The sequence below is a fragment of the Acrocarpospora sp. B8E8 genome (genome assembly GCF_039871605.1).
Classification (GTDB): Bacteria; Actinomycetota; Actinomycetes; order Streptosporangiales; family Streptosporangiaceae; genus Acrocarpospora; species Acrocarpospora macrocephala.
This window is the reverse complement of record NZ_JBDPLV010000065.1, coordinates 1-16,426: the sequence shown is the minus strand read 5'-3', so window position 1 is coordinate 16,426 and position 16,426 is coordinate 1. Positions and strand designations below refer to the sequence as shown.

Sequence of the window (16,426 nt, the reverse complement as noted above, 5' to 3'; positions counted from 1 at the left end):
ACATAGTTTCGATATCTTGGCGGAGCCGGATGCCGCCTTCGCCTACCTGATGGACGTGAACCGGGTGGCGGCCTGCGTACCGGGCGTGAGCCTGCAGGAAGAGCTGGGCGAGAACGCCTACCGGGGCACCCTGAAGGTCAAGGTCGGTCCCGTCACCGTGAAGTACGGCGGCATCGCCCGCATCATCTCGGCGGATCCGGTCACCAGGGTCGCCGCGATCGAGGCGGAGGGCGAGGAGAGCGGCGCCGCCGGGTCGGTTCGCGCCAAGGCCACGATGTCGGTGGTGCCGGCGGCCACCGGATCGCGCGTCACCGTGAGCACGGACCTCGCGCTCACCGGTCGCGTCGCCACCATGGGCAAGGGAGTGATCGAGCAGGTCGGCAACCGGATGGTGGCCCAGACCTCCCAGCGGATCGAGCAGGCCATCCTGGAGTCGGTCGCGACTTCTCCGGCGGTGGACGTCACCGGCCCGCTCGCCACCGGCAGTGTGCCTCCCGCCCGGCCGGCTTCCGCCGGGGACGGATCGGCGCTGCGGGTGATGCCGTTGCTGGGATCCCTCATCGCCGACTGGGTCCGCCGGACCTTCGGAAAGATCTTTGGTGCTCGCCGGAACCGCGCGAGCCGCACCACTCCCGGGGAGCGGAAATGACGCACACGACGCACTGGATCGACGGCAGGCCGTGGGGCGGCGCCGGCGAACGGCGCGGCGAGGTTTTCGACCCCGCGACGGGTCAGGTGACGGGACGCGTCGACCTCGCATCCCCCGCCGAGGTGGACGAAGCCGTCGCCGCGGCGGCCGGCGCCTTCCACGCGTGGCGCGAGGTGTCGCTGACCAGGCGCACGCAGGTGATGTTCGCCTTCCGGGAGTTGCTCAACGCCCGCAAGAAGGAGCTGGCCGCGATCATCACCGCCGAGCACGGCAAGGTCCTCGCCGACGCCCTGGGCGAGGTGACCCGCGGGCTGGAGGTGGCGGAGTTCGCCTGTGGCATCCCTCACCTGCTCAAGGGCGGTTTCTCGGAGAACGTCTCGACGAGGGTGGATTCGTACTCGATCCGCCAGCCGCTCGGCGTCGTGGCCGTGATCTCGCCGTTCAACTTCCCTGCCATGGTGCCGATGTGGTTCCTTCCTGTCGCCATCGCCGCCGGCAACACCGTCGTGCTCAAGCCCAGCGAGAAAACCCCCGGCGCGGCCGATTTCATGGCCGCGCTCTGGAGTGAGGCGGGGCTGCCCGACGGCGTGCTCAACGTCGTGCACGGCGACAAAGCGGCGGTGGACCGGCTGCTCGACCACCCCGACGTCGAAGCCGTCTCGTTCGTGGGTTCGACGCCGATCGCGAAATACGTCTACGAGCGGGGCACCCGGGCCGGCAAGCGGGTCCAGGCGCTCGGCGGCGCGAAGAACCACATGGTGGTGCTCCCCGACGCCGACCTCGACCTGGCCGCCGACGCCGCGATCAACGCCGGCTTCGGGTCGGCGGGAGAGCGGTGCATGGCGATCTCCGCGCTGGTGGTCGTCGAGCCGGTGGCCGACGCCCTGATCGCCAAGATCGTCGAGCGGATGGCGCGGCTGCGGATCGGCGACGGCCGGCACGGCTGCGACATGGGGCCGCTGGTCACCCTGGCACACCGCGACCGGGTGGCCTCCTACCTCGACGCGGGCGTGGAGGCAGGAGCGGAACTCGTGGTGGACGGCCGCAAGCAGGGCATCGACGGCGACGAGCGGGGCTTCTGGCTCGGCCCGACGCTGTTCGACGGGGTCACCGCGGAGATGCCGCTCTACACCGACGAGATCTTCGGGCCGGTGCTCTCCGTGCTGCGGGTGCCGACGTACGAGGCGGCGCTCGACCTGGTGAACGGCAACCCGTACGGCAACGGCACCGCGATCTTCACCAGGGACGGCGGCGCGGCCCGGCGTTTCCAGCACGAAGTCGAGGTCGGCATGGTCGGGATAAACGTGCCCGTTCCCGTGCCGATGGCCTACTACTCGTTCGGCGGCTGGAAGCAGTCGTTGTTCGGTGACTCCCACGCGCACGGCACTGAGGGCGTGCACTTCTTCACCCGCGGCAAGGTCGTGACCTCCCGATGGCCCGACCCGAGCCACGGCGGAATCAACCTCGGCTTCCCCACCCAGGACTGATTCAGTCACTTGGTCTCGATGGGCAGGCCGTCGAAGAGCCCGAGACTGGGAATGTCCACGTCCGCCTTCACCGCCGTCGTCTGTACGTCCGTGAAGGAGTTGTAGAAGGGGGCAGTCTCCCCCTTCTTCCACCGCTTGTCGTAGAGGGGCGAGCACAGGCAGCCGTTCTGGTTCGCCGTGGGGTGCCTTACCCCGTTGACGGTGTCGATCAGCACGACGCCATCGGTGCTGTACTGGAAAGGACCGTTCGACGACTGTCCGAAAACGTTGCCCGGTTCCCATATGCCAGCGGGGTCGGTCGGCTCGTACCTCACCGACCATTTGACTGTCACGGTCTTGCCGACCCTGCGTAACGAGTCGATCCGCACGTGCAGGCTGTAACCGTTCCGGGACACGACACTCTGTGCCAGCGGATCGCCCTCCGTGGTCTGGTCGAGCACTCCGCCCGGCCGCAGCACGACCAGCAGCACCACCGCCACCACCGCCACGGCGGCTAGGACCGCCGCCGCGGCGACCCACCGCTGCCGCTGCCGCCGCTCTCGCAGCGCGTCGGCGGCGAGGCTCGTCGCAGGTCCCTCGACCGGGTCCCAGATGTCGCTGACGACCTCGGTGGCGGTCTCGATCGCCACCTTCTCCCGGCCGAGCAACCGGTCCAGGACCTGCTGCGCGGTAGGGCGCCGGGCGGGGTCCTTGTCCAGCGCGCGTTCCACGAGAGGCAGCAGCCGCTCGTCCAGCCCGTCCAGCCGTGGCGCGTTGTGCACGATCCGATACAGCAGCTCGGCGGGACCGCCGACGCCGAAAGGCGGGCGGCCGGTGCCCGAATAGGCGATCACACCCGCCCAGGCGAACACGTCGCTCGCGGCTGTCACCCGCTCCCCGTTGGCGTGCTCGGGTGACATGTAGGCGGGGGTGCCGATCACGGACTGGGTGCCCAGGGTGTCGGCGAGCTGCGCGATGCCGAAGTCGATGACCCGCGGTCCAAGCGGGCTGAGCAATATGTTCGAGGGCTTCAGATCGCGATGGACGACGTCGGCCTGGTGAATGGCGACGAGCGCGGTGGCCACGCCCACCGCAAGCGCCTCCAGATTGCCGCCGGTCATAGGGCCCTGCGCCTCCACCACGGCGGCCAGGTCGGGACCGTCGACGTACTCGGTCACAAGGTACGCCTGCCCGTTGTCCACCCCGGCGTCCAGCACGGGAGCGGTGCAGAACCGTGCCACCCGCCGTGCCGCCTCGGCCTCCTTCTGAAAACGCCGCTGGAAGTTCGCCTCGGTCGCCAACTCTGGACGCATCACCTTCAAGGCCACCCGCCGCCCCGAAGCGTCATTCGCCAAATACACCCTCCCCATGCCCCCTTCACCCAGCCTCCGGACGAGGGCGTAGGGACCGATGGTTCGCACAGGCGTCGCTGTAGCGTCAGCATCCATGAGCGCCAGCCTTTCGGATCTCCAGATCGCTGGCAACGTCGGTCACACCTATTCGATCCGCAGCAAGGTCAGAGACGTCCACCGCCCCGGCAAGGTCATCTGAGCGTGCCCGGCGCTCGGCGGCGGGCAACAGCAACGCAGTTCCCGATCCTCCAGGCCGCGTGATTTCCTCGAGGACCGTAACTTGCCCGTATTCCCACAACAATGGCCCCACCGATACCAGCGAATCGTAAGCATTCAGGTCATGCGCACGGTGTAACGGTTCGACTGGATCTGTAACCGTCCGTCACTTTGGAGCTGATCGCTCTGACGCGTGCGCTGATGGCCGAGAACGCCGCGCTGAAGGCGGAGGTCGCTCAGCTGCGGGAACGCGTGGTCAAGCTGGAGCGGCTGGTCTCGCGTAACAGCGGTAACTCCGGGATGCCACCCTCGGCCGATGACCTTCCCGGCCGCAAGAAGCCGAAGGATCGCACAGCCGGCAGCACTGGGCGGCGTAGGCCTGGTAAGCAGCCCGGTGCCGAGGGCAGGGCGCTGGCCTGGTCGGACAAGGTCGCCGACGGCGACATCATCGATCACTACCCGCAAGGGCCGTGTGGGTGCGGGGCCGATCTCGCCCTGGCCTCCGATCTGGGGGTGACCGGTGCTCACCAGCAGATCGAGATCCCGCTGGTGGTGGCCCGGCGCTTCCAGCACAACCTGCACACGGTCGTCTGCCGGTGCGGCCGGGTGCACACCGCGCCGCGTCCGGCGGGGGTGAGCACCGCGCCGGTCGGTCTCGGTGTCAATCTGCAGGCCTGGTGCGTATATCTACTGGTCGTCCACGCGATCCCGGTGCACCGGTGCGCCGAGCTGGTGGCCTCGCTAACCGGGGCCGAGCCCTCATCCGGGTTCGTGCACGGCCTGATCGGCCGGGCCGCTGCCGCGGTCGCGGCGGCCAACGCGCGCATCCGGATGATGCTCACCCTCGCCTACGTCGTGTGCTGCGATGAGACCCCGGTCCGGGCAGGACCGAAGAAGGCCAAGAAGTATCTGCTGGTGGCCTGCACCGACCTGCTGACCTGGTACAACATGCTCGGCGGACGCGACCTGGACACCTTCAAGCGGTTCGTGCTGGCCGACTGACCGGCGTGGTGGTGCACGACCGCTACCAGAACTACGACGCCGCCGGCCTCGGGACACGAGACCATCAACTCTGCGCGGCGCACCTGATCCGCGATCTTGAAGACTGCGCCGAGACCTACCCCGAAGCCCGCTGGCCCCGGCAGCTCCAGATGGCGCTACGCGGCCTGATCCACGCCGCCAACCTCGCCCGCGAGCAGGGCAGGGACGCCATCGAAGCAGGCACGCTGACGATGTTCACGAAGATGTTCCGCGGCGGGGTCGCCGTCGGCCTGTCAGAGGTCAAGCGCATCCCCGGCCCGGCCAAGACCGTCACCCAGCCAGTCGGCCGCGTCCTGCTGGAGGTGCTACGCGACCGCGCCGGCGACGTCCTGCGCTTCGCCCACGACCTGCGGATCCCACCCACGAACAACCAGGCCGAGCGCGACCTGCGACCCGCCAAGACCCAGCAGAAGATCTCCGGCAGACTCCGCTCCGAGCGGCACACCCGGCATCGGTACGCCATCCGCGGCTACCTGTCCACCGCGATCAAGCACGGCCTCGACATCATGACCGTCCTGCGCGACGCGCTCCTCGGCAAGCTCTGGATGCCACCCGACCCGGCTACCGCCTGACAGTCCGGACCAGCCGTACTCACGCGCACCTCGGGACGATCACACAGCGCGATCACCGCAACCCGAAATGCGCTGGACGTGAATGCTTACAGCGAATCGTGTTCATGCTCAATATCGCGAAAAATACCGACTGCTTGCTGGCTGACCTTTTCTCCTGGATGCTGAGGACGCACCCTTAATGGACCCTTGCCAGGGGAGGGCAGGCGTTTGACAGAGGATGTGGTGATGTCGGCCGACCGCGAGCGAAGGCTTTCGGTCGAGCAACGGGGAAAGATCAACGGCGGGTATCCCGTCTTCCTGCTCCACGGAACCCCCGGCAGCAGAGTCGGCCCCCTCCCACGGGACGGCCTCCTCTACCGCCTGGGCGTCCGCCTGATCACCTACGACCGCCCAGGCTACGGCGGCTCCGACCGCCAGCTCGGCCGCCAGGTCTGCGACGTCGCCTCCGACGTCGCCGCCATCGCCGACCACCTCGGTGTCGACCGCTTCGCCGTGGCCGGCCGCTCGGGCGGCGGCCCGCACGCCCTCGCCTGCGCCGCCCTGTTGCCCGACCGCGTCACCCGAGCAGTGGTTCTGGTCAGCCTGGCCCCCAAGGACTCCGAAGGACTCGACTGGTTCGAGGGCATGACCAGGGGAAACATCGAAGAGTACAGCACGGCGGCGCGGGGAGTCGCGCTGCTCACCGCCCGGCTGGAGCCCACCGCCCGCACGATCAAGGCCGATCCGGTGCAACTGGTCAACGACCTTTACGACGAGCTGACCCCCGCCGACCGGCGCGTCGTGGCCGACATCGGGATCCGTTCGATGCTGGTGAGCAACTACGCGGAGGCGCTGAGACAGTCGCCCGCTGGGTGGATCGACGACGCGGTGGCCTTCTGCACGCCCTGGGGATTCGACCCTGGAGAGATCACCATCCCCACCCTGGTATGGGCGGGCAGAGAGGACGTGTTCTGCCCGGTCAGTCACTCCGAGTGGCTCGCTTCCCGTATACCGACCGCCCAAGTCCGCATCGCCGGCGACGCTGCCCATTTCGACGCTATCCACGCGTTCCCTAATCTGCTGCCCTGGCTCGTCGGGTCGAACTAGGTCACCAGGGCAATGGTTCGAGGTCGCGGTACACACGCCGCCAGTCGAGTACGGCGGTCACGACGGGATGCGCTTCGCCCAGGGTGCGGCGCAGGTGCACCAGCACCGACTCGCGCAACTTCCGTGCCTCGTCGGCACGCCGCGAGTCGCGCAACGTGATCGCCAGGTTCGCCTCACAGATCAGCGTGTCGGGGTGAACCCCGCCCAGGGTCTCCCGCAGCAGTTCCAGCGTCTCGCGCTCCAATGCCTCGGCCGACTGGTGATCCTCCAGGTCGGCCAGGCAGTTGGCCATGTTGATCGCGCAGGCGAACCGGTGCGGATGCTTGCGCCCGAGCGTCTCGGTGAGCCGATGCAGCGTCGCGGCCGCCCGCTCTCGTGCCTGCGCCACATCCCCGGTCTCGCGAAGATAGATGATCAGGTTGTTCGCCGCGATCAGCGTGTATGGGTTCCCCTCCCCCAGTTCGGCCTGATATGTCCCGAGCACCTGTTCGGTGAGATCGCGGGCCTGGCGAAACTCCCCGGCAGCAGCCAAATCGCACGCGAGATTTAGGCGGCAGACGACGGTCTCCGGGTGATCAGAGCCGAAACGCTGCACGTAGCGGTCGTAGACCGACTCCGTGAGCTGGCGTGCTTCGACCAGCTGGCCCGCCTTGCGCAACGAGACGGCGAGTGTCCGTTGGGCGCGGAGCGCCTCGATGATTTCGTTGCCCAGGACGCGCTGGTAGCTGGCGATCGTTCCCCTCAGCAGCTCGGCCGACTTGGCGTACTCGCCCGATTCGCGCATATCGACGGCGAGGTTCTGTTCGGTCAGCAGCGTCTGCGGGTGATCGCCGCCAAGGACGGCGCGCAACAGGTCGAGCGTCTCCTGGTCCAGGCGCCGCGCCGCGAGAAAGTCCCCGACGTGCCGGAACGAGACTGCGAGGTTGCTGGCGGCGATCAGAGCGCGTGGATGGTCGTCGACGAAAAGCTCTTTGATCTGCGTATAGGTGTTCTGTTCCAAGGCGAGCGACTCTTCCAGTCGTCCGAGGGCGCGCAGGTCGGCCGCCAGCCCGGCCGCCGTGCTCAGCGTGTGGGGGTGCGGGACTGGCAGCACGTGGAGTTGGTCGGTCATGACCGCTTCGTCGAGCTCGCAGGCCTCGGCGTACTTGCCCTGGGAGCGCAGCACATTCGCCATCTGGAATCGCAGGTGGAGGGTCTGCCGGTCGACGTTGCCCAGCTTGCGGATCCAGCGTTCCTCCAGGCGGTGCCCGATGTCCAGGGCGCGCTCGAACTCGCCGCGCTTCCACAGGTAGCGAACGCGGTCGATGAGGAGCTGCCGAGTCTGCTCCTCATCGCAGTCGTCCGCCTGCGAGATGCCGAGGTGCGGCCAGATCTCGTCATAGCGCGGCCAGTTTCCGGGGTCGTCCGTGTCGCCCTCGCGAGGCCGGGCGCCCAGGAGAATCCGATGCACGTCGTGCCGGGTCTCCTCCTGTGCGCTCTCCGACATCCGGTCGCGCAGGACGGCCTGCACCAGACGGTGCACTTGGACCGAGTTGTCGCGCTGGTCGACCTTGGCGAGAGCGAAACGGCTCAGCTCGCGGACGAGACGGCCGATCATGATCTTCTCGCGCAGCGAATCGTCGTACTTGACCAGGCAGCGGATGGTCTCGTCGCCGTACAGCATCGACAGCGACACGGGTTCGGCGGCGAAGTAGGCAAGGAGTTCCAGCAGCCGGACAGCGGCGGGTGAGCGCTGAGTGAGGCGGTCGAAGGAGACATTCCAGGTCATGATCACCGGGACCGGGTAGTTCGGGGTGTCGCCGAGGGCCAGCGCCTGGGCGGGCTGGCGGTTCAGCGTCTCCACATACTCGCCCACGGGCATGCCCGTCTCCTGGAGCCACGCACTGGCCTGTTCGATGGCCAGTGGCAGATCGCCCAGAGCCTCGGCCACCCGATCGGCGTCCTCGACCGACAGTGAGGGGACACGCCGCTGAAGGTGTTCCAGGCTCTCCGCCCTGGTGAACACGTCGATCTCCAGAGGTGTGGCCGCCTGGGCCCAGGTTTGATGACGTGAGGTGATCAGCACGTGGCCGGTGGAACTGCCGGGCAGGTAGTTGGCCAGATCTTCAGGTTGGTCGGCGTTGTCGAAAATCAACAGCCAGCGCGAGTACGGTTCCCCCCGCCGCAGCGCCTCACGCGCGGCCTGCGCCGCCTCGGCCACGTTGTCGCCCACCCGGAGGCCCAACCGATCGGCCAGCTCGGCCATGGCGCCGTTGAGCAGTTCGGGCTGCTCCGCCGAAATCCACCACACGACGTCGTAATCGGTCATGAACCGGTGCGCGTACTCGATCGCGAGCTGTGTCTTGCCGACGCCTCCCAGGCCGTACAGAGCTGCCTGAGTGACGACCGTCCGGCCGCCGCTGCCGCCGCCGATGAGCTGTTCGCGCAGCCGCTGCAGGACCTCGGCGCGCCCAGTGAAAGTCGCGTTCCGGGTGGGCAGATCCAGGACGGTGGGCTGAAGGCCGGGGAAACGCGGGATGATCACTGGGGTGGCGGGTTCGACGAGCTGCGCCGGCCGTTCCAGCGCGCGCAGGACCGCGACCTTGGCCTGGGACTCATCCAGCCGGATCAGGTCGACTGGTGTCGGGTCGGTGTAAGGGAGGGACAACCGCACGTCTGCCACGCGTACCGGAACAAATTGCCCTCGTAGTCCTGACAGCTCGCTCAACGACATCGCGTGCCAGATCTCTCTGGCCTGCATCGAGCGCAGGTAGGCGGGGGAAAGAAGCGCCATCGTGCGGGAAGCGCCCTCGGACGCGCGAACCGTGTCGGAATCCTCCTGCTCGCCGGTCAGGCTGTGCGCGTGGACTCGGAATCCCGACTGAGTCAGCACCGCCTTGATCCACTCGACCCACAGGCGGTCGTCCGCCACATAGCTGAGGTAGACGTCGGGCGACGTGACTGGCCGCTTGCGAACGAACAGGTCGCGATAGCTGAGGCGGATGTCCTCGGCCAGCGGTGGCAGCCCGCGCACCCGGCCTTCGGTGATGACGCTCACCAGACGCTCGTACGCCGACAACAGCGACGCCGGAAGGCCGGGAGCGTCGCCAAATGTCGCCAGCGTCTCTTCATACGCGTAGAACGGCTTGTAGGGGATCTCCACCGCCCCCCAGTAGGTGTTCATCTCGTCCTGGTGCATCCCCGCGGGAAAGCGCTCGAACTTGCTCCGCGCGAATCCACGGCCCGCGTCGAGCTTCTCCTTCTCCGCGTCGTCGACCCGCATCGGCACCGGCAGGATGCGGATCCCGCGGTCCCGGAAGCGCTCGGCGATTTGCCCGGCCACTTCGGCGGCGCCTTCGATGCTCTGGTCCGACAGGGTGAAACACGTGATCAGGACATCGGGAAGGTGCACCGTGCAGATGTCCGCGATGTCACTGAGGCCGGTACGGCTGTCGATGAGCACGTAGTCGTAACTGGCGCACATCCCCTCGCGCAGCGCGTCGAGGAACTGGCCGCCGCCCAGGCGCTCGTAAAAGGTATCCCAGTCGAAGCTGGCCACGAGAGAGGAGTAGTCGCGGTTCTGCCTTCCCGCGGACAAGAAGTCGATCGCCCCGTCGCCGCTGAAGTGATCCCAGTCGATGCCTACGACGTGCGGTGCGACCTGGGCGTACTGCCGATGCCAGTCATCGGGCCTCGAGTCCGTCCTCTTCGTGGCGGCCCAGGAGAACTCAGAGATCAACTCGACCACGCCGGGGGCTTCGACGATCTTCTCGGCGTCCAGGAACGGCCGGAAGAATTTGTGCAGTCCGGGAGACTCCAGGTCCCAGTCCACTGCTAGGACGCGATAGCCGTTCGCCGCCAACAGCCATGCGGAGTTGGCCAGCGCCATGGTTCGGCCGGTCCCACCCTTGAAGGAGTAGAACGTGATAATCCGTCCGTCGCGCAGGTCACTCATCGTTCTCCTCTGGCAGAGGGTCTCCTGAAGGGTCGTCGCCGTACAGGCGGCGACGTGGTCGGGCAGGCGGAACTTGGGGTGGGAAAACCTGCGCGTTGCGAAGGTATGGGCGGGTGACCGTCGTGATCACTTGCCGGAGCGCCAGATCGATCTGGTCGAGGTCGAGAGCGCCGCTGATCGCCTCCCGCGACATCAGCCGGATCTGCTGAATCTTCAACGGCAGGAGTGCCTGCAGATGGTCTCGGAGCAGGTCCCCGGAATGCGATAGCTGCTCATCCGCGGAATGCCAGGGAACGACCAGGCCCACCCACGGATGGCCGCTCTCGTTGAGCTGAGTCAGCGCCGCCTGACAGTCGGGCATCAGGGTCGCGTATGGATCGACGAGCACGATTCCCGGGCACATCGGCGGCGCTTCGCTCAGCAACTCGGTGCGGTGATCGAGAAAGGAACCGATTTCCGGCTCAAAACCCCGGTCGCGGACGATCCGAGCCGCAACCTGAGCGATCGGCTGCGATCGGTCGGGATGGTAGGGATTCCACTCGGCGGCCGAGGCACCGTAGTACTGCCGGTCCCGTCCCGGCGGGCTTGTACGGACGGTCGGTGCGATCACGGTGATCTGGAAACGCCGAGACTCGTCCCGGTCGAATGCGCTTTTCATCGCGCCGAAGTCGCACGGCTCCGCGGGAGGCAGATTGACTTCCTCCGCGATCGTTATGATGCGCCGGGCCAGCGTGGTGACCGCGCTCCTATAATGGTCGCGCAGCCGATTAATGTTCATCAGACCGTAAAGGCCGCGCTCGTCGTAGTGCGGACCCATGTCCAGTTCGTTGAACTGGATCGGCCGCGCGATCCCCGGGAGCTCGTACGTCGGCACGGGCACCCAGAATGCGGGCACGATGACCTCGGGCAATACGTAACTCGCATTCAGGTGCGCCCGGCGCCTGAGCTCGAAAGCCGCCCACTCCTTGCCGCAGGCGTCGCTGCGGAAATAGCGGCGCGAGTACAGGGGGACGAATACCCGGCACTTGGCGAGTTGTGCCGCGAGATGGCGTTCCCACTCCGCCCCGGCCGGCATGTCGCGATCCATGAATCCCACCTGAGCGCCGGCGGGAAGATCGGTGTGCTGAAGAATTTCCTGGGCCAGCGAGCGGTAGAGCCGGATCACCATTCTGTCGGGTTCGCGATCGTTCGGATCACTCGGCGGGGTACGCGCGTAGCTGAGAAAGAAATATGGTTGGTGTTGGTCTGAACTCGAGGTACTCGCCACCCGCACCTCCACCCACTTCAGACTCCCACCGTCGACATCAGGTTATGTCAACCATGCGCATTTGTGGCCGTTGTACGTTGAGGTTTTTCGTTGATCGGTTTTCCGTCAGCCACTTCTCGGTGAAGTCGACCGCCTGTCGCAAGGGAAAAAGCCTGGCCGGGGCCGCACCAACATGTCCCATGGACAGGTCCATCTTGGATTCGATTGCAGTCCCGCAACCGCCGAAATCCGAGTCGTCGAGAACGACGTCGTCGTACTGGTGCCAGATCGGCATGCCGCCTACGGTGATGCGGCATCGGTACTGCATGAGCGGCTGTCCGACGGCCTTGCCGTACTCGGCCAAGTGGAATGCCGAGCAGCACTCGTATCCCACGCCAAGCAGGAGGATGACTGCATGCGCTTGATACAGCTTGGCGAGCGGGGACGACCAGCCGAGATGGTCGTCGAGAGAATGATCGGCCATCAGCCATCGAGCGCTGGCGCCTACGGCGGCGAACGACGTCTGTGGATGATCGCTGCGGAACGCGTCGGACCGGATGCGCAGCTGCTCGGCGAACTGACCGCATTCGGCAGCGGAGCTCGTGTTCTTGTCGAACGGGGGAAACCCATCGCTATAGCGAGCGAGTTCGGCGGCGTCCATCCCTTGCGTGCGCGCTCGGTAGGCACGAGATGTGTCGGAGTTGTCCGACGTGAATGTCGGGACCACGATGGTGCCTTCGACTCCGAGGACCCGCAGCAATGCCTGGCTCAGCGTGCGTGCTCCATCTAGCAGTGGCCCGATGGCGCGCAAGGAGCTGTGGACCAGGACGATCTGCCCGGTGCCCAGACCCATCGCGCGAAGGTCGTCGGCGAGGTGAGTGTCGGTGAGATGGGAGGTTCCGAGCGGCAGGGCGGAGGTGTCCATGGCATCAATCTTCAGGGATGACGGGCGAACTCACGGGAGCTCATCGCGGACAAGAACTCTCGCCCTAGCTGAGTGATCGGCCCGTTCATGAGCGCGCCCATCGTGACATCGACATCTCGAAGATCCGCAGCGGTCAGAGGCCGCAGCTTGGCGCCCGAGATCGTGCCGTACACGTCCTGCAGGGCGGACTGCAGCGCGGCGTCGCCCACCAGGTTGTAGCCGTCGAGAAGCGCGCCCGCCTGGGCACTGTGGGCCAGTCGGGTGACCATCAGGGCCGTGGTCTCGGGCGCCAGAGGTTCGGACAGGGCCAGCGCCCCGAACGCCGAGCGGCTTGAGGCCCCCCGCCCCGGCGCACCCGACAGGGGGGTGATCACCGACAGGCCGGTGGCGACCGCCGCCGTCAGGCGCGGCACTCGCCCCAACCGTGCCCACGCGGCTTCGAGAGCCTCGGCCCAGGCGCGGAAGACGGCCGGATCCAGCCGATCGGCAACCGTCTGGTCGTAACAGTCGCGGAACGCGTCAAGGTCGTCGAAGACGAAGGTTCGGCCCGCGAGCGTCAGGCGTCGCACGGGCTCCCACGCCGGGTCGGCGCTATCGACCCAGTCGTCACCAGCATGAATCGCGTAGTCCCCGGGCCCTCGGACGCGCACAACACACGCGGCGGCACCCTTCGCCGACATCCGGCCGATCCCCGGGAGATGCACGTGACCATCGATCGCGGGGATGGCGATCTCCGCAGTGAATCCCGCGTGCACCGCGGCGGCCGCGGCGACTGCTGCCAGATGACCGGGTTCGGTCTCGCCCCTGGCCGCCCACGCCCGGACGTATGGGTAGTCCAGAACTCGTGCGACGGCAGGCCGGTGGAGGCGGTCAAGATGTCCAAGGAGTTGCCACGCCTGGCTCTCCGGCTGGGCCGCGCCTATGCCCGCCACTCGTTGCCGGACGAGGCTCCGCTGGGCGGAGAAAGCGGTGGTGAGATCGTCGGGCGTCGCGGAGAGGGAGGCCAGGCGCTGGAACACGGAGATGGGCAGTTCGTGCCGGGGATGAGCGGCGGTCTGAACCTGAGGGATCAACTTCTTGAGGTCCGCACAGTAGACGCTCGGCGTCTTGAAGCCTGTTTCCGGGTGCCACCGGTGGGCGTAAAGGCCCCCGCCACAGCTCTCGACGATCGGGCAGCGGCGGCATTCATCGGCGAGCGCCTCGATTCCGAGCTGTCTGGAGCGCATCCCCGGGTGGCCCACCACTTCGTCGAGGGAGTGGTCGGCGACGTTCATACCAGTGGACGGAGCACCGTCAAAGGTGGCCTTCAGTGAATCGGCCTGTTCATAGGCACCGTCGGTCTCGATGACGACCAGATCGCTCGGGCTGATCCCTAGGGACTCCGTCTGGCTGGTGCCACCGATGTCCGTCGCGGCGATGGAGTCGAACATGCGCACAGCCACCGGCCGTCCGCTCGCTACCCACCGCATGTGGATGGCGCCAAGCCAATCGGCGTAGTCGAACCGGCCGTTGGTCGGACGGGGCGGCGGATTCTGCCAGGTCGCGTGGGGAAGCAAGAAATCGATACGCGGCGGGTCGAATGCCAGAAGCGCTTCATAGACAGCGATGGGATCATTACGGACGTCTACCGTGCACAGAAGCCCAGCGTAGAGCTGTGCGTAGGAATGGCGAAGTAGATCGATGGCCTGGACGACCTTGTCGAAGCTGCTGTTGCCATTGGCGTAGCGGCGATGCCGGTCGTTCGCGGCCCGGTCGCCGTCGAGCGAGATGCCTACCTTGATGCCCTCTTCGGCGAACATCTCGCAGAAGGCGCGGCTCAGAAGCACCCCGTTCGAATGAACCCGGAGGTCGAGCTCGACCCCTGGGGGGAGCGCCGCGCGCAGGCTGCCGGCCACTCGCCGGAGCCTCGCGACGCCCGCGAGGAGGGGTTCGCCGCCGTGAATGACGACATGAATTCGGCCGAGGCCGTTGGCGAGTGAATGCTCGGCGATTCTGGCCGCCACCAGATCGATGGTGGCGTCGGCCATGACCATCGGCCGTCCACGCCAGCTCTGGTCCACACTTTCGTAGACGTAGCAATGGTCACAGGCGAGATCGCATCGACTAGCGATCTTGAGGACGAACTGCCGGAACGGCGCGATGGGTTCACGCATGCGGGTAGCGTAAGGCTCAAATCGACGAGCTGAAGGAGACTCCGGTGAGGTCTGGGGACTCTTTCTGATCCGCAAGGTCAAAAAGGGGTCGCTCCGCGCAGTCGATGACCAGCGAGGCAATCGTAGATTCTTTAGTCATTTTTAGCCCATTCGTCAGGTAGGGATGCCTTGCCTGCTGTCCCGCTACGGCGCGAGACCCAAGGCCAACCTACAGTAATCGCGTAACTCGATCGCCGCGCAGCTTGAACCGGGCCCTCGTGGGTAGGGACAGATAACGCTACCATCCGCCGTCTTTTTGCGGCTCTGTAGTGTCGCATCTTGGATACCCCGACATAATTACCCGGACGCCTATTACTTGGCCAAAATATAGCAAACCGGGCTCTGTATCGCTCCTAGGCCAACGCTATATCGGTCCAGGTCGCGACGATCTTCCTAGCCGCTCGATCGGGTGTTGACGCACTGCTCATGATGCATATCGGTTAAACGTCAGTTCTGTGTCATTTCGGAATTTCGGACGCCAGGCCGACCTCCGGCCCAGGTTTCGGCATGGCCGAATTCTCGGTGTGGTCGTTGATGGGCTTGTCCTGGGAGACGTCTCGGCATAGGGAGTGACCAGCGCACCAGCTACCTGCCGCGATCACAGCCGAGCTTGAACGGGTCACCGGCTCGTGGCCGGCGGCGCGCTCGCCGAGCAGGAGGTCACCGGCTTGCTAACCGGCGCCGCCGCCCAAATCGGTCAGCCCTACAGCGAAGCCTCACGCACCATGGCCTCCGGACTACGCGCTGGCTCCCGGCGGCCCCGCAGCATTCGGGTAACCGTGGCAAGGGTCGCGGGCGAGACGAAGAAGACCATCGCCGCCCAGCGCCGCCGGGTCTACGCGTTCCTCCTCGCGTCGATCCCGATCGGCTTCCTCGTCAACTGGTACTCGTGACGGCCAGAGGAAGCGAGCTCCTTGACATCAGAACAGCAGTCCAGCGAAGACGGCGAAGGCCCCGCCTGGTGACCGGCGGGGCTTCAGAGCCGACGTGCGAGAGAACCTCAGTTGAACGGGTTGTCGTAGAACCCGGAATTGGTGTGGTACGTGCTGTTCGGCGGGTTGAACTTCACTCCGTCCACCGTGAGCGTCACATTGCTGACGGTCCCGCCGGGCGTCACCTCGCCGCTGACGAGGTAGGCCGGGTTCGTGCACTGCGGAATCGTCACTTGGGTGCCGCCCCCGGACCACAACGTGGTCCGTAAGCCACCGTTGACGGACGCGTACAGATTGGGCCGGGTGTAGCTGGCCTGCTAGCACATCGCGATCGAGTAGCGGTACTTGGCGTTCCCGTTGTCGAACGCGATCGTCCCGTACGCCCCGGACAGCTTGAAGCCCTGGCCGTACACATCGATGCTCACCACGATGTCGGACCCGTACGCGGCGTGCGCCGGCGCCACCGGCACCACGAGCGCGGCGACCACCGTCAGAGCAATCGTTAGGACTCGCGAAAAACGTGCCACCAATTTCCACCTTCCCCTCGACGAATATCGCTTTGAGGTGATTATTTTGGCGGGGCTTCCGGCCGTCCACTTGCCGAATATCGACAAAGATATAACCCTCACATATTCAGAATGTTCGGACTTTGAATATTCTTTCTCGAACCGTACCTTGCCGTTCCCGCGTAACCATTCACACCTCCTGATCTTGGTGTCGCCGGTTTGATCGTCTCGCCGGAGTCCGGCATGATCGCTGTTCGTGATCGAGGAATCCGCGTCTTCGAGCGCGCCCTCGATGGAGGAGTTCGCGCG

Annotated in this window: 12 protein-coding genes; 5 read left to right on the top strand and 7 right to left on the bottom strand. The window is 66.3% G+C overall.

The features are described from left to right. The first annotated feature begins 16 nt into the window (after positions 1-16). Together ABGB08_RS42170 and ABGB08_RS42165 are read left to right on the top strand one after the other, a co-directional pair. Positions 17-649, top strand: a complete 633-nt coding sequence (locus ABGB08_RS42170) for an SRPBCC family protein (RefSeq protein WP_347602436.1) — start codon at positions 17-19, stop codon at positions 647-649. After that, on the top strand, positions 646-2,136 hold the full coding sequence (locus ABGB08_RS42165; protein WP_347602434.1) for a CoA-acylating methylmalonate-semialdehyde dehydrogenase: 1,491 nt from the start codon (positions 646-648) through the stop codon (positions 2,134-2,136). The genes ABGB08_RS42170 and ABGB08_RS42165 overlap by 4 nt, the downstream gene beginning before the upstream one ends. 5 nt (positions 2,137-2,141) lie before the next feature. On the opposite strand, the gene ABGB08_RS42160 is transcribed toward ABGB08_RS42165, so the two are convergent. Beyond that, positions 2,142-3,563, bottom strand: a complete 1,422-nt coding sequence (locus tag ABGB08_RS42160; protein WP_347602431.1) for a serine/threonine-protein kinase — start codon at positions 3,561-3,563, stop codon at positions 2,142-2,144. 291 nt (positions 3,564-3,854) lie between these two features. Between ABGB08_RS42160 and ABGB08_RS42155 the strand changes: the two genes are divergently transcribed. From ABGB08_RS42155 to ABGB08_RS42145, 3 genes are all read left to right on the top strand, one after another. After that, a complete protein-coding gene (locus tag ABGB08_RS42155; protein WP_347602428.1) occupies positions 3,855-4,685 on the top strand; it encodes a transposase in 831 nt (276 codons plus the stop codon). Positions 4,686-4,690: 5 nt separating this feature from the next. Then, positions 4,691-5,296 (top strand): transposase, encoded by a 606-nt coding sequence (locus ABGB08_RS42150; RefSeq protein WP_347602425.1) that lies wholly within the window; start codon positions 4,691-4,693, stop codon positions 5,294-5,296. 225 nt (positions 5,297-5,521) lie between these two features. Beyond that, positions 5,522-6,382, top strand: a complete 861-nt coding sequence (locus tag ABGB08_RS42145; RefSeq protein WP_347602422.1) for an alpha/beta hydrolase — start codon at positions 5,522-5,524, stop codon at positions 6,380-6,382. 1 nt (position 6,383) lies between these two features. On the opposite strand, the gene fxsT is transcribed toward ABGB08_RS42145, so the two are convergent. From fxsT to ABGB08_RS42115, 6 genes are all read right to left on the bottom strand, one after another. Next, a complete protein-coding gene (fxsT, locus tag ABGB08_RS42140; protein ID WP_347602419.1) occupies positions 6,384-10,316 on the bottom strand; it encodes an FxSxx-COOH system tetratricopeptide repeat protein in 3,933 nt (1,310 codons plus the stop codon). Then, positions 10,309-11,583 (bottom strand): TIR-like protein FxsC, encoded by a 1,275-nt coding sequence (locus ABGB08_RS42135; protein WP_347602561.1) that lies wholly within the window; start codon positions 11,581-11,583, stop codon positions 10,309-10,311. The genes fxsT and ABGB08_RS42135 overlap by 8 nt, the downstream gene beginning before the upstream one ends. A 37-nt stretch (positions 11,584-11,620) precedes the next feature. Continuing rightward, positions 11,621-12,487, bottom strand: a complete 867-nt coding sequence (locus ABGB08_RS42130; protein WP_347602416.1) for an AAC(3) family N-acetyltransferase — start codon at positions 12,485-12,487, stop codon at positions 11,621-11,623. Between the two features lie 11 nt (positions 12,488-12,498). Further along, positions 12,499-14,721, bottom strand: coding sequence for an FxsB family cyclophane-forming radical SAM/SPASM peptide maturase (locus tag ABGB08_RS42125; RefSeq protein ID WP_347602413.1), 2,223 nt, complete (start codon positions 14,719-14,721; stop codon positions 12,499-12,501). A gap of 958 nt (positions 14,722-15,679) precedes the next feature. Next, complete coding sequence (locus tag ABGB08_RS42120; RefSeq protein WP_347602410.1) at positions 15,680-15,844, bottom strand: hypothetical protein; 165 nt, start codon at positions 15,842-15,844, stop codon at positions 15,680-15,682. An 84-nt stretch (positions 15,845-15,928) separates the two neighbouring features. Continuing rightward, positions 15,929-16,138 (bottom strand): hypothetical protein, encoded by a 210-nt coding sequence (locus ABGB08_RS42115; protein ID WP_347602407.1) that lies wholly within the window; start codon positions 16,136-16,138, stop codon positions 15,929-15,931. Between the last annotated feature and the right edge of the window lie 288 nt (positions 16,139-16,426).

Coding starts and splice junctions, on each gene's coding strand:
- ABGB08_RS42165 (WP_347602434.1), top strand. CDS start 646: ATGACGCACACGACGCACTGGATCGACGGCAGGCCGTGGGGCGGCGCC.
- ABGB08_RS42160 (WP_347602431.1), bottom strand. CDS start 3,563: ATGGATGCTGACGCTACAGCGACGCCTGTGCGAACCATCGGTCCCTAC.
- ABGB08_RS42145 (WP_347602422.1), top strand. CDS start 5,522: ATGTCGGCCGACCGCGAGCGAAGGCTTTCGGTCGAGCAACGGGGAAAG.
- fxsT (WP_347602419.1), bottom strand. CDS start 10,316: ATGAGTGACCTGCGCGACGGACGGATTATCACGTTCTACTCCTTCAAG.
- ABGB08_RS42130 (WP_347602416.1), bottom strand. CDS start 12,487: ATGGACACCTCCGCCCTGCCGCTCGGAACCTCCCATCTCACCGACACT.